The organism is Rhizobium sp. BK379, from assembly GCF_014193955.1.
GTDB lineage: Bacteria > Pseudomonadota > Alphaproteobacteria > Rhizobiales > Rhizobiaceae > Rhizobium.
In genome coordinates, this window is record NZ_JACIAD010000006.1 from 16,926 (window position 1) to 29,604 (window position 12,679).

At 60.5% G+C, this 12,679-nt stretch carries 10 protein-coding genes; 3 read left to right on the forward strand and 7 right to left on the reverse strand.

Annotated features, from left to right (window positions below; all coding sequences use genetic code 11):
• Nucleotide 1 precedes the first annotated feature (1 nt).
• Both cobG and cobF read right to left on the reverse strand, forming a co-directional pair.
• Nucleotides 2–1,363 (reverse strand): precorrin-3B synthase, encoded by a 1,362-nt coding sequence (gene cobG, locus FHT93_RS24140; RefSeq protein WP_113015645.1) that lies wholly within the window; start codon nt 1,361–1,363, stop codon nt 2–4.
• Between the two features lie 77 nt (nt 1,364–1,440).
• The gene (gene cobF, locus FHT93_RS24145; protein ID WP_113015644.1) at nt 1,441–2,205 is read right to left on the reverse strand and encodes a precorrin-6A synthase (deacetylating); all 765 of its coding nucleotides are present in this window, start codon (nt 2,203–2,205) and stop codon (nt 1,441–1,443) included.
• 200 nt (nt 2,206–2,405) lie between these two features.
• Between cobF and repA the strand changes: the two genes are divergently transcribed.
• The 3 genes from repA (at nt 2,406) to FHT93_RS24160 (ending at nt 5,915) form a co-directional block, all read left to right on the forward strand.
• Nucleotides 2,406–3,602: a plasmid partitioning protein RepA gene (gene repA, locus FHT93_RS24150; RefSeq protein ID WP_183849768.1), complete on the forward strand. Its 1,197-nt coding sequence runs from the start codon at nt 2,406–2,408 to the stop codon at nt 3,600–3,602.
• Nucleotides 3,599–4,588: a plasmid partitioning protein RepB gene (gene repB / locus FHT93_RS24155; RefSeq protein WP_113015667.1), complete on the forward strand. Its 990-nt coding sequence runs from the start codon at nt 3,599–3,601 to the stop codon at nt 4,586–4,588. The genes repA and repB overlap by 4 nt, the downstream gene beginning before the upstream one ends.
• Nucleotides 4,589–4,784: 196 nt before the next feature.
• On the forward strand, nt 4,785–5,915 hold the full coding sequence (locus tag FHT93_RS24160) for an RHE_PE00001 family protein (protein WP_113015642.1): 1,131 nt from the start codon (nt 4,785–4,787) through the stop codon (nt 5,913–5,915).
• A gap of 152 nt (nt 5,916–6,067) precedes the next feature.
• On the opposite strand, the gene FHT93_RS24165 is transcribed toward FHT93_RS24160, so the two are convergent.
• The 5 genes from FHT93_RS24165 to FHT93_RS24185 all read right to left on the reverse strand — a co-directional run bounded on the left by FHT93_RS24165 (nt 6,068) and on the right by FHT93_RS24185 (nt 12,677).
• Nucleotides 6,068–6,784, reverse strand: coding sequence for a Bax inhibitor-1/YccA family protein (locus FHT93_RS24165; protein WP_112541345.1), 717 nt, complete (start codon nt 6,782–6,784; stop codon nt 6,068–6,070).
• 20 nt (nt 6,785–6,804) lie between these two features.
• Entirely contained in the window at nt 6,805–7,572 is a 768-nt protein-coding gene (locus FHT93_RS24170; protein WP_113212145.1) for an anti-sigma factor, read from the reverse strand.
• Nucleotides 7,559–8,098, reverse strand: coding sequence for a sigma-70 family RNA polymerase sigma factor (locus FHT93_RS24175; RefSeq protein ID WP_112541371.1), 540 nt, complete (start codon nt 8,096–8,098; stop codon nt 7,559–7,561). Before FHT93_RS24175 ends, FHT93_RS24170 begins: the two co-directional genes overlap by 14 nt.
• 181 nt (nt 8,099–8,279) lie before the next feature.
• Nucleotides 8,280–9,530: a cupin domain-containing protein gene (locus FHT93_RS24180; RefSeq protein WP_183849770.1), complete on the reverse strand. Its 1,251-nt coding sequence runs from the start codon at nt 9,528–9,530 to the stop codon at nt 8,280–8,282.
• A 30-nt stretch (nt 9,531–9,560) separates the two neighbouring features.
• Nucleotides 9,561–12,677, reverse strand: coding sequence for an efflux RND transporter permease subunit (locus FHT93_RS24185; RefSeq protein ID WP_112541348.1), 3,117 nt, complete (start codon nt 12,675–12,677; stop codon nt 9,561–9,563).
• Between the last annotated feature and the right edge of the window lie 2 nt (nt 12,678–12,679).

Below are 12,679 nucleotides of genomic sequence, written 5' to 3' on the forward strand. Positions count from 1 at the left end.
GCTATTCCTGTTGCAGCGCCTTGGCGAGACCAATAGGCCCAAGCCTTCTCAGGCAATTGGCACTCGACTCGCCGGCGCCTCTCTTGTCTTCGATCAGCCGGGCGAGCCTCTCTATAGCGAAATCGATCTGTCCGCCAGCAATCCTTGCGGCCGGTCCGTCTGAAGCGAGCCCGTTGATGACAAGGCCGTAGCCTTCGGCCGAACCGACAATCGCCAGATCGGCGCGCCGGTGCGCGCAGCCCTTGGCACAGCCGGAGAGGTGAAGCTTCAGCGAGCCGTCAAAGAGATCGGGAACCTGGTCGATCAACTGGCCGGCGAGAGCTCTGGTATCGTAGAAGCCCGAGGCACACGCCCCCGCCCCGGCGCAGGCAGCGATCTGCTCGGCCGGCTCGTTCGCCGTGACGCTCAAGCCATGATCGACGGCTGCATTTTGAATGTCCGGAATTGCCGTCTCGGCTAAACCAATCAGGAAGAAACCACGATCCGGGGCCAGCCGGATTTCCCTTGCGCCGGCGCTTTCGGCTGAAGTGAGAAAGGAAATAAGATCGGCGGCCTTTGCCTGGCCGAATTTCAGGCGCACACCGAGTACCGCGTCGCTGTTCCGCAGTCTCGTGATGCCAACGAAGGACGATTTCCTTGGCGCGGGACGGATGGATCGAATGCTATCGATCTGCGGAAAATGCGCGCGTAGCATTGCCGCATTGATGTCGCGGGCGCGAGCCCGCCTGCCGTGTGCAATCAGTATTTGGAGCAGATCGCTTACCGCGTCGACAGCGGCATTCGCGATGCCGAAGGCCAGTGGGATTGCGCCCTCTTCATCGCCGGCTATTGAAACCAGCCACTGCCCTTCGGGCTGTGCGACGATGCGGATATCGGCAACGAGGGCGGACAATGAAAACTGACCGCCCCCATCGATCAGGAGGGAGAGTTTCGGAGCAAGGTCTGGAGAGCGGAGAAGGTCGCTGAGCTTGCTCCGCAGCATCGCTTCCATGTCCGCCGCATCGGCGATCTCGCCAGCATCGATGCCGTGCAGTGGCGATATCTCGATCGCCACGCCATCAGGTAGGATGATGCCTGCTACATCGATCTCCGCAGCCAGCGGCCCGACGGACTCGCTGCGAAGACCCCGGATCTGCAGATTGCCGCGCGCAGTAATTTCAACAATGCCGTTTCCATGTCGCGCCGCTGCCGAAGTCAACTGACGGAATTGCAAGGTCGTGAGGGCGCCACCCGCTGGCCGCAGGCGGACGAGCAGGCCATCGCCCGTTTGCATGGGAGTTGCAAGCGCTGGGCAGGCGCCACGTTGCATGCCCACGACATCAGGCCTCTCTGTGTCCAAGATTTTGCCGGCGGCGCTGCGCATTCGTCCATCCTTTGGCCCATCTCTTACATGATCGCGCCGGACGCAGCAAAGCGAGATCGATTCGTCGACCGGAACAATCAGTCCTCGAAATCGCGTCCCTTGCGCAGCAGATAGATGTCCATGATCCAGCCATGTCGCTCTCGCTCTTCGGCCCGGAGCCGGAGGATGTCGTCGGCCATATCGCCAAGTCGGCCCGAACGGATCACTTCGTTCTCCGTGCCGAGATAGGCACCCCAGAAGATCTCGGCATCGGGATCGTCGATCTTCGCAAAGGCCTGCTCGCCATCGAGCATGACGACGGTGCTTTCATGTGTCAGCCCCGTTTCAGTCAGTCGCCGGCCTGTGGTGATTTCGACAGGCTTGCCGACGAGATTGAGAGGAATGCGATGGCTGGCTGCGAGCGCCTGGATGCTGGTGATGCCGGGAACGACGCTATAGTCGAAAGAGCAGGCGCCGCCGCCGCGCACTCTTTCGATAATACGGATGGTGCTGTCATAGAGACTCGGATCGCCCCAGACGAGGAAGGCACCGGCCCCGTGTTCCGACAGGTCGTCGATCAGCCCTTCATAGATATGGGCGACCGCGGCATGCCAGTCGTCCACGCTCTGGACATAAGTCCGGTCCTTTGTTGCGCGCTTCGGTACCTCGAATTCAACGATGCGGACGCCTTTGCCGGTCAAATACCGCTCACAGATGTCCCGGCGCACTGCGGCGAGATCGGACTTCACAGCTCCCTTCGTCGGGATGAACACGACATCGGCAGCGTTCATCGCGTTGATCGCCTGAATGGTAAGATGCTCGGGATTGCCTGTGCCGATGCCGATAATATGAATATGCCGCACGTTATCTCCTCTCGGATTCCAGAGGTTTCTGCCGTCAACGCGGATCTTTCGCAAGTGTGGCGAATGAGTTGGCCGCGGCCAACTTTCTATCCACATGGTTATCAGCGTCTTTATTGTCGGCTCGCCCCGAATCATGTCATCTTCGATACGCTTTTTGACGCTATGTTGATGAAAAAGCGCTTTAAGAAGGGGCAAGTGTTTTGGACCACATTAGCGTATCAACTACCGATATTCGCATCGAGCGGCATGCCACGCAGCTTTCGCGCCAGCTCAAACTGCTGCGTGACAAGCTTTTCCCGCCGCTTTCGCAAAAGACCCTCCGGACTTTCACGTCAGGAGAGGCAGCCCAGATGATCGGTGTCTCCGACGGCTATCTTCGCCAACTGTCGCTTGATGGCAAAGGTCCGCAACCCGATGTGTCGCAGAATGGTCGCCGTTCCTACACTCTCGGCCAGATCAATGAGCTGCGCCAGCACATGGCGAAGATCAAGCCGAAGGACGCACTTTCCTACCTGCCGTCGCGGCGCGATGGCGAGAAGCTGCAGACCATTGCCATTACCAATTTCAAGGGTGGCTCGGCCAAGACGACGACCACGCTTTATCTGGCTCAGCACCTGGCGCTGGAAGGCTACCGCGTCCTGGCGATCGATCTCGATCCGCAGGCTTCGCTTTCCTCCCTGCTCGGCGTCCAGCCGGAGTTCGACCTGGCCGATGGCGATACGCTCTATGGTGCGATCCGATACGATGCGCATCGTCGCCCGCTGAAGGATATCGTCCGCAAGACCTATTTCGATGGTCTTGATCTGGTGCCCGGCAATCTCGAACTCATGGAATTCGAGCACGAGACGCCGCGGGCACTGAACGATCGCCAGAAGCCGGAAGAGCTGTTTTTCCGTCGCGTCGGCAATGCGATTGCGGAGGTCGAGAAGGATTACGATATCGTCGTGATCGATTGCCCGCCGCAACTTGGCTACCTGACGCTCGGTGCCGTCTGTGCTGCCACCTCGCTCCTGATCACCATTCACCCGCAGATGGTCGATGTTGCCTCCATGTCGCAGTTCCTGCTGATGACCTCGGATCTTCTTTCGGTCGTGCGCAAGGCCGGCGGCGACCTGCAGCATGATTTCATCAAATATGTCGTCACCCGCCATGAGCCTTTCGACGGACCGCAGTCGCAGATCGTGGCGCTCTTGCGCAGCCTTTTCGGGGATGACGTATTGACCGCGACGATCCTGAAATCGACGGCGATTGCCGATGCGGGTCTGACCAAACAGACCCTCTACGAAATCGAAAAGGGGCAGGTTCGCCGCTCCACCTATGACCGGGCACTGGAATCGGTTAACGCCGCCAATGGCGAGATTCTTGCCAGCATCCATAAAGCATGGGGCCGCAGATGAGCAGACGAGATCGACTGAAGGGCTTGTTCACCGACACGGCGCAGGAGTTGGCCGCGGCCAACTTCGAGGAGACATCCGTGCGTGGTGCTGCCGGCCCGGTGCGTACCATGGCACTGACTCTCGGCCGCATGGAGGAAGAGAGCAGGGCGATGGAAGAGGCGCTGCTATCGGGCGAACACATCGTTGAACTCGATCCTGATCTGATCGATTCTTCCTTCATTCGTGATCGCCTCGCCGATGAGCCGCTCGACATGGAGGACGAGCTGGTTCAGTCGATTGCGGAAAACGGCCAGGAAGTGCCGATCCTTGTGCGGCGAAACCCGCATCATGACGGCCGCTACCAGGTCGCCTATGGTCATCGGCGTCTTCAGGCCGTCAAGCTGCTCGGCCGAAAAGTGCAGGCAGTCATCCGCAAGCTCGACGATACCGATCTGGTCATCGCCCAGGGCATCGAAAATTCTGCGCGGCGCAATCTCTCCTATATTGAGCGAGCCGTCTTCGCGCTCAATCTCGAATTCAAGAAGTTCGACCGTCCCGTCATCATGAAAGCGCTCTCGACCGACAAGACGGAATTGTCGAAGCTGATCTCCGTGGCAAAGGCCATTCCCGCCGATATCGTCCAGGCCGTGGGTGCTGCGCCCGGCATCGGTCGCAGACGCTGGATGGCACTGGCTCAGGACTGGACGGATGCAGCCGCCGCGCGTCTGACGAAGCTGATCGGCTCTTCCACCTTCAATGCCGTCGAGAGCGACCGGCGCTTCGAACTCGTTGTCGCGGAGCTTTCGAAGAAGGAGGAGGTCAAGGCCGAGAGCACTGAATACGAATGGCGGCCCGCTAATGGCGGCAGGATCGCCGGCCGTATCAAGAGTTCCGGGACATCCTTCACCATCGCGCTCAAGACCGGTGACGCGCCGGATTTCGGTGCCTATCTTTCCGGCCGTCTCGATGAACTCTACGAGGCCTATAAGGCGGGGAAAGCCGACTGAGGCAGAGCAATCGGAGCGTTCCGCGTGCTCCGATCTTGTTGGTGATCAGGATGTGGGCAGCAATTCGATCCGAAAAACCGGGTGAAAACTGCTGCAACTGTATCGGTGATGTTGTCCGTGTCTTCGCACAGTGAGATAACTGACGGAAGGAAATGCGGATTTCGCTTCCCTTTGTGAGAATCCATTAAGCCTAACAATGCGCTACGAAATTGATGCCGCAATGCTCCAGACGCTGCTTCCGGCCATTGCCGGGGCGGAAGATGCGCTGGCGCGGCTCGATGAGCGGGTGGCACGCTCCCCGGTGGGGCAGGGCTTTGCCGAGCGCAGTCATTTCTTCGATGCGGCCGGTGCCTTGTGGGTGGCGGGCGAGCTTGTGCATGTCGAAGATCTCGTTCTGCACGACGCCCGTATGGATAGCCGGGCACCGAGCCATGAGCTGACGATCGCCCATTCCGTGCTGCGGACCCGCCGCAGGATCGAGACCGCCGATCCCGGCTGGGCACTGAGCCCGGCGGGCCTCGGCGTGTTGACCGCCAGCATGCTGGAAGGGCAGGAGAGGGCGCCCAACGCGGATGGCGCAGAGCCCATCGAGAGCGAGCCGGAGGACGAGGACGACGAGGCGCCGCTTGCCGCCGAAATCGCCGAGCTCGACGCTCTGCTTGCTCGCTCGCAAAGACTTCTCGATCGCCACGCGGGCAAGAGCGTCGTGGATGAGCTGACGGAGGCCATCCCTTCGCCGCGCGATGAGGATCCGCTCGGCCTGTTCGGCGATGATGAATGGAATGAGGAAGAGCGGCTTCAGGAGTGGCGCGGTCTGATCCCGCTCGCCGACGAACTGCCGCCGAGCCTCACGGCCGCCATCCTCTTCGATGCCTGGGAGCGCATCGAGCCCCTGCGCCGCCAGCATTGGCTGGGTGGCCTGCTGATTGCGAGCAGCCTGCGTGCCAGAGGCAAGGTCACCTCGCATCTCTTTTCGTTCAACACGGGACTGAAACAGATCCGTCACGAACGCAGGCGTTCGCGCGATCGAATTACGCGCCTGCAGGCATTTCTCGATGCAATGCGGGAAAGTGCCGTCACCGGCCTCAAGGAGATCGATCGCCTGTCGCTGGCGCGCACGCAAATGGAGCTACGCTTCCGCGGCCGCCGCTCGAACAGCAGCCTGCCGCAGCTTGCCGATTTCATCCTGTCGCGGCCGATGGTGTCGGCCGCCATGGTTGCCCGTGAACTCAGTGTGACACAGCGCGGCGCACTGAACCTGATCAACGAGATCGGCACCCGCGAAATCACCGGTCGTGGCCGCTACCGGGCCTGGGGCATTCTCTGAGCCGACCATCCAAGATCTGGACAAATGAAAACGGCCGGGCATCAAGCCCGGCCGTTTCCTAAGAGTGAGCACCCGATCCGCCATCCTGTCACAGATTTCGAACCGGGCGCTCTGCGCTTCCATTGCCCCCAGAAGCGCGGTCCCTATTCCTGCTATTCCCGCTCACCGGTGAAGTTGAGCAGAAGCTGGAAGATGTTGACGAAGTTCAGGTAGAGCGAGAGAGCGCCGAAGACGGCCAGCTTCTGGTTCGATTCCTGATCGTAGTTTTCTGAATACTGTTCCTTGATGTTCTGCGTGTCGTAGGCGGTAAGGCCAACGAAGACGACGATACCGATCACCGAGATCGCAAACTGCAAGGCAGACGAACCGAGGAAGATATTGACGATCGAGGCGATGATGATGCCGAACAGGCCCATCATCAGGAACGAACCCATCTTCGAGAGGTCACGCTTCGTCGTATAGCCGTAGAGGCTGATCGTGCCGAACATGGCCGCAGTGATGAAGAAGGTCTGGGCGATGCTCGTCTTGGTGAAGACCAGGAAGACGGAGGCGAGCGACAGGCCCATCACGGCGCAGAAGGCCCAGAAGGTCATTTGAGCGGTGCTCGATGACATGGTCTGGATACGGAACGAGAAGAAGAAGACGAAGGCGAGCGGCGCCAGCATCACCACCCACTTGAGCGGCGACTGGAAGATTGGCACGTAGAGTGCCGGTGTAGAGCCGACAACGAAGGCGACGATACCGGTGATGACCAGGCCGAGCGCCATGTAGTTGTAGACGCGCAGCATGTGCTGGCGGAGGCCTTCATCGAAAAGGACCTGGGTATTGGCGGCGGAGCCGGTACCATAGCGGGGATTGATCGGATTCATGACTGATCTCCTCGGTTAAACTAGTAGAGCGATCGGGCAAGCCGTTCGGCCGCCTGATCGAGATTGGTGCCTTTGTTGTCGGCGATCAGCGCATAAGCGACCTCGCCGATCTGCCAGTAGGCGGCTTCTGTTTTTTCAAGCGCGATATGGCTGACCGGCTTCACCTCGAAGGCGCCTGGTCTGACGGCGAAGAGCGACAGGCGTTTACCGTCGGCTTCCTCGATTGCCATTTCGACGCTCGGCCCGAATTCCGACGGGAAGACCTGCACATCGGCAACCTTCCAGTCCTTGGGTAGCTCGGGCATGACGATTGCGGTCGCAGCACGGATATCCTCGGCGCTGTAAGCTCGAACTTTCTGCGACGGGATGGTTTCGCGAAGGGCGGCCGTGCGATAGGCGCGCACCGCATCCTCGACATAGGCCGGAGCCGGAACCGAAGCATTGACTTCCGTTGCCGTGAAGGCGCCGAAGGAATTATGAGCCACCCAGCCGGCGGCAAGCAGTACGCCGACGGCGGCGATGCGCTGCATGGAGTGCAGGATACGGCCATAAGAGAGGCCACGTTCCAGCCTGCGGGCCGCATCGCGTGTCTCGGCGCGTCCGAAAGCGCTTTCGCCTGCCAGCGCAAGACGCAATTCACCCTTCATGCTGAGATCGGCCATCACCTTGGCGGCAATCGCTGGGTTCTCGGATAGATAGGATTCCACCTGAATGCGCCGTGAGACATCGAGCTCGCCGTCTACATAGGCGTCGAGATCGGCATCGATGATTGGATCAATCGCTTTCATTGCCGTTCCCTCCAATTAACCTCAGATGCGAAACGCGCGGTGTCTTCTCCTCGAACTCGCGCAACTGGGCGCGGGCGCGGGAAATGCGCGACATCAGCGTGCCGACAGGAATGCCGAGTGCATTGGCTGCTTCCTGGTAGGACAGGTCCTCGATCGCCACGAGATGCAGCGCTTCGCGCTGTTCCTCCGGCAGATCGAAAAAGGCGTTGCGCACCTGCTGCAGGCGTACCGCATGTTCCTGTGCGGCCGGCAGCGACTGTTCCGCCTCCACCGCCGCCTCATCATGGCGGCGCGTCAGCGAGCGGGTCTGCCGCACGCGGTCGATATGCGCATTGTGCAGGATGGAAAGCAGCCAGGTGCGCAGGTTTCCGCCGCTGCGGAAGCTCTTGCGCTTCTCGAAAGCTCGGACCAGGGTATCATGCACCAGATCCTCCGCCTCGTCCGAGTTGCGCACCAGCGAGCGTGCGTAGCGCCGAAGCGCTGCGAGCTGACCAATGACATCGAAGGGGCGATCTTTCCGTTCCATGATTGAGTATACGAAAGCATCGCGGATTTTATTCCGCAGCGATGCAGAATTTTTTCGAATCTGCAGGAAAGGGCATGCCGCTATTCGGAAAACGCCAAAAACCTCCGCCATTTGTCATGGCGGAGGTGGTGTTTTCGTGCAGCCTCGATACGAGGGATTAGTTTGGGCATGACCCCTGGGGTCAGCCTTTGGGCATGATGCCCGGCTGGTCGGCAGGGAATTTCGCAATATCCTGCACGCTGATATTGAGGTGCTGGGCAACGAGGGCTGCCGGCGTATGGGTGAGCCACGAGGAGAGGCCGACTTCCTGATATTCAGCCACCTTGAACACGGCGACGAACTGAAGGTCAGTCTTGCCCGTATTTTCGATGATATGGCCCTGGCTCCTTTTGACATAGCCGATATCGCCGGGCCGGAAATCGGCAGTCTGGCTGCGCGGGCCGGCATCGAACACCGTCATGCGGCCTTCGCCCTTCATCCAGTACTGCCATTCATCGGCATTCGGATGCCAGTGCATTTCGCGTACGCCGCCCGGCTTGATCGTCTCGATCGCAGCGGCAATCGTCTTGGAGACCTTGAAGATGTTGCTGTCGGCAAGCTGGATCGTGCCCGAGACATTCTGCTTCAGCGGCGCCGACGCCGTCAGCCGATAGGTAAAGGGGTAGGGTGGCAGGCCGCCGGAAGCCACGGCCTCCTGGTCGGCCGAAAGCGGACCCGGCTCCTTGCCCTGGAAGATCCAGAGATCCTGCAACGGGATGTTCTTGAACGTGTCCTGCGGCACGCCGAAATTCTTGGCGAGCAGTTCCGGCGAGGTATGCGCCAGCCAGTCGGTCAGGAGCAGGGTGCCATATTCGGACTGCTCGCCCTCATCGAAGACGAGGACGAATTCGGCGCCTTCAGGCCCGAGACCCTGCAGCGAGTGCGGGTAACCTGCCGGAAAATACCAGAGATCGCCGGCCTCGACGTCCTGCACATAGGCCCGCCCCTGCGGATCAAGCACAGTCACCCGGCAGCGGCCGTTTGTCATGATCGCCCACTCGGCAGCCCGGTGCCAATGCATCTCACGGATGCCGCCGGGGCCAAGGCGCATGTTGACGCCGGAGACCGCTTCGGAAATTGCAAAATCGGATTGCGTCACTTGCCGTGCCCAGCCGCCGTTCTGAATGCGCTTCGGCGCATTGTTGAACGACCCCCAGAAGAGCTGCATATCGCCGACATCGGTTGCCGGCGGATTGCCGAATGAGGGGAACTGGTCATTAAGGGCGGGGTTCTTCGGACCGGGATCGGAGAGCCCGGCAGGATTGGCGTTGATCGCACCTTCTGCCGGCTGATCGGGATTGCCGAAGCTCGCTGCGTGCGCCGCGCCCGCCGCAAGTGCAGTTCCGCCCATCGCTCCGAGCGCTAGAACCGTGCGTCTAGAAAGAGGTTCCATGTTTTTTTCCTTTCGTGTCGATTGGGAGGGTTATTCCGCCGGGGCTTGGGTTGGGGCGTCGGTTGTGGCGTGCCGTCTGCGGCTGACGAATTCGCTCAGCTTTTCCAGGTAGAGATAGACGACCGGGGTGGTGTAGAGCGTCATCACCTGGCTGATGAGCAGGCCGCCGACCATGGCATAGCCGAGCGGCTGGCGCAGTTCCGAACCAGTGCCGTGGCCGAGCATCAGCGGCAGGCCGGCAAGAAGTGCCGCCGCTGTCGTCATGATGATCGGGCGGAAGCGCAGGAGACAGGCCTGACGGATCGCGTCTTCCGGCGACAGTCCCTGCTCGCGCTGGGCGGCGATGGCGAAGTCGATGATCATGATGCCGTTCTTCTTGACGATGCCGATCAGCAGGATCACGCCGATCAGCGCGATCACGGTAAAGTCGAAGCCGAAGGCCCAGAGCATGACGAGAGCACCGAGGCCTGCGGAGGGAAGCGTCGACAGGATCGTCAGCGGGTGGAAATAGCTCTCGTAGAGTACGCCGAGGATCAGATAGATCACGGCAATCGCTGCAAGCACCAGCAGCGGTTCGCTTGAGAGCGAGCTCTGATAGGCCTGAGCATTGCCCTGGAACGTGCCGATGACGGTTGCCGGCTTGCCGAGATCGGCCTCAGCCTTGTTGATCGCGGCAACCGCCTGGCTGAGTGCGGTCCCCTTTGCAAGGTTGAAGGAGAGTGTAACGGCCGGAAACTGGCTCTGGTGGTTGACGGCAAGCACGGCTGTCGGCTCCGTCGTCTGCTTGACGAGCTCGCTCAAGGGAACCTGCTCGCCGGTCAGCGGCGATTTGATATAGAGACCGTTGATCGCCAGCGGCGACTTCTGGAACTGCGGCGCAAGCTCGAGAACCACATGGTAGCTGTTCAGATCGGTGAAATACTGGGTGACCTGGCGCTGGCCGAAAGCATCGTTAAGCGTATCGTCGATCATTTGCGGCGCAATGCCGAAGCGCGATGCCTGGTCACGGTCGATCGTAAGCGTGACGGTAGCGCCGCTATTCTGCTGGTCGGTGGCGACATCGGTCAGTTCTGGCAGTGTCTTGAATGTGGCAAGCAGCTTGGCTGCCCAGTCGTCGAGCTCGTCGGCATTACCGTCCTGCAGCGTATACTGGAACTGCGTGGCCGAGGCCCGTCCGCCGACGTTGATATCCTGCGCCGGCTGCAGGAAGAGTTCTGCACCCTGCATCTGCGCGAGTTTAGGACGAAGCCGGTTGATGATTTCGCTTGCCGAGGCATCGCGCTGGTCTTCAGGCTTTAGCGTGATGAACATGCGGCCGTTATTGACGGTCTGGCCAGATCCGCTGCCGACGGCCATGCCGACGGTCGCAACCCCGGGATCGCTGGAAACGATATTGCCCGCCTCGATCTGGAGGCGCGACATTTCAGCGAAGGAAATATCCTGTGCGGCTTCGAGTGTGCCGGTGATCAGGCCGGTGTCCTGGATTGGGAAGAAGCCCTTGGGAATATTGACGAACAGGAAGCCGGTTGCCGCAAGCGAAGCGATGAAGACTGTCATGGTCAGCCGGTGATGGCGCAGCGCTATATCGAGCGTGTAGCGGTAGGCGGCAAGAAGCCCGTCGAACGCCTTCTCGCTCATTGCATAGAGCCTACCATGGTTGGCGTCTTTTTCCGGCTTCAGGAAGCGTGAGCTCATCATCGGTGTGATGGTCAGCGAGACGATTGCCGAGACGACGATCGTCATCGTCACGGTGATTGCGAACTCCCGGAATAGCCGGCCGACAATGCCGCCCATCAGGAGCAGCGGAATGAAAACGGCGACGAGCGAGATACTGATCGAAATGATGGTGAAGCCGATTTCGCGTGCACCGTCGATTGCCGCCTGTTTCGGCGTTTTGTCCATCTCCATATGGCGATGGATGTTCTCGACCATCACGATCGCATCGTCGACGACGAAACCGACGGCGATACTCAGGCCCATCAGCGAGAGATTATCGAGGCTGAAGCCAGCGACATACATCAGCGCCAATGTGGCCAGGAGCGCCAGCGGCACGGTGACACTCGGGATCACCGTCACCCAGACATTGCGCAGGAAGATGAAGATCACCATGACCACAAGGGCAATGGTAATGACAAGCGTCGTTTCGACATCCGCCACCGAGGCGCGGATGGTAGTCGTCCGATCGCTGAGGATGGAGAGGTGGAGGGCGGCCGGTGCGATCGCTTGAAGCTGCGGCAGGGCAGCGCGGATCGCACCAACCGTATCGATGATATTGGCGCCCGGGAGCTTGAAGATCGGCAGGAGGATCGCCCTCTTGCCATCGGCCCAGGCCGCCAGCTGATCGTTCTCCGGTCCGTCGATCGCCTGGCCGATATCGCTGATGCGGACCGGAGCGCCGTTGCGATAAGCGACGATCGAATCGTTCCAGGGGGCGGCCTTCAGGAGCTGGTCATTGTCATAGATCGTGTAAGTGTGTTCTCCACCCTGCACACTGCCTTTCGGTGAGTTGCTGGTGATGCCGATCACGGCGCTGCGGATATCCTCAAGGGAAAGTCCCATCTCGGCGATCTTGCCGGGATCGATCTGCAGCCGTACGGCCGGCTTCTGCTGTCCGAAGACCAGAACCTGCGAAACGCCGTCGATCTGGCTGACATGCTGCGCGAGCACGCTTTCGGCAAAATCGTCGACTTGCGTCAGCGGCAGCGTATCCGAAGTGAGCGCAAGAACCATGACCGGCGGATCGGCGGGATTGACCTTGCGATAGGTTGGGGGCGAAGGCAGGTCCGTCGGCAATTGCCCTCCGGCCGCGTTGATTGCGGTCTGCACGTCCTGGGCGGCGCTATCGACGTCGCGCGACAGATCGAATTGCAGAGTGATCGCGCTCGAGCCGAGCGTGCTCGTCGAGGTCATCTGGGTGACGCCGGGGATCTGGCCGAACTGCCGCTCCAGCGGCTGGGTTACCGCCGATGCCATCGTCTTCGGATCGGCGCCGGGGAGCTGTGTCGAGACCTGGATCGTCGGAAAATCGACTTGCGGCAGGGGTGCCACCGGCAGGAGAGGGTAGGCGACGATACCGATGCCGAAAAGGCCTGCCATCATTAGCGAGGCGGCGATCGGCCGCTCGATGAACCAGGAGGAGATCGACATGA

Excerpts from the sequence above, each read along its gene's own strand:
- FHT93_RS24185 (WP_112541348.1), bottom strand. The coding sequence starts at position 12,677 with ATGTCGATCTCCTCCTGGTTCATCGAGCGGCCGATCGCCGCCTCGCTA.
- cobG (WP_113015645.1), bottom strand. The coding sequence starts at position 1,363 with ATGCGCAGCGCCGCCGGCAAAATCTTGGACACAGAGAGGCCTGATGTC.
- FHT93_RS24170 (WP_113212145.1), bottom strand. The coding sequence starts at position 7,572 with ATGAAAGCGATTGATCCAATCATCGATGCCGATCTCGACGCCTATGTA.
- FHT93_RS24180 (WP_183849770.1), bottom strand. The coding sequence starts at position 9,530 with ATGGAACCTCTTTCTAGACGCACGGTTCTAGCGCTCGGAGCGATGGGC.
- FHT93_RS24165 (WP_112541345.1), bottom strand. The coding sequence starts at position 6,784 with ATGAATCCGATCAATCCCCGCTATGGTACCGGCTCCGCCGCCAATACC.
- FHT93_RS24160 (WP_113015642.1), top strand. The coding sequence starts at position 4,785 with ATGCGCTACGAAATTGATGCCGCAATGCTCCAGACGCTGCTTCCGGCC.
- repB (WP_113015667.1), top strand. The coding sequence starts at position 3,599 with ATGAGCAGACGAGATCGACTGAAGGGCTTGTTCACCGACACGGCGCAG.
- FHT93_RS24175 (WP_112541371.1), bottom strand. The coding sequence starts at position 8,098 with ATGGAACGGAAAGATCGCCCCTTCGATGTCATTGGTCAGCTCGCAGCG.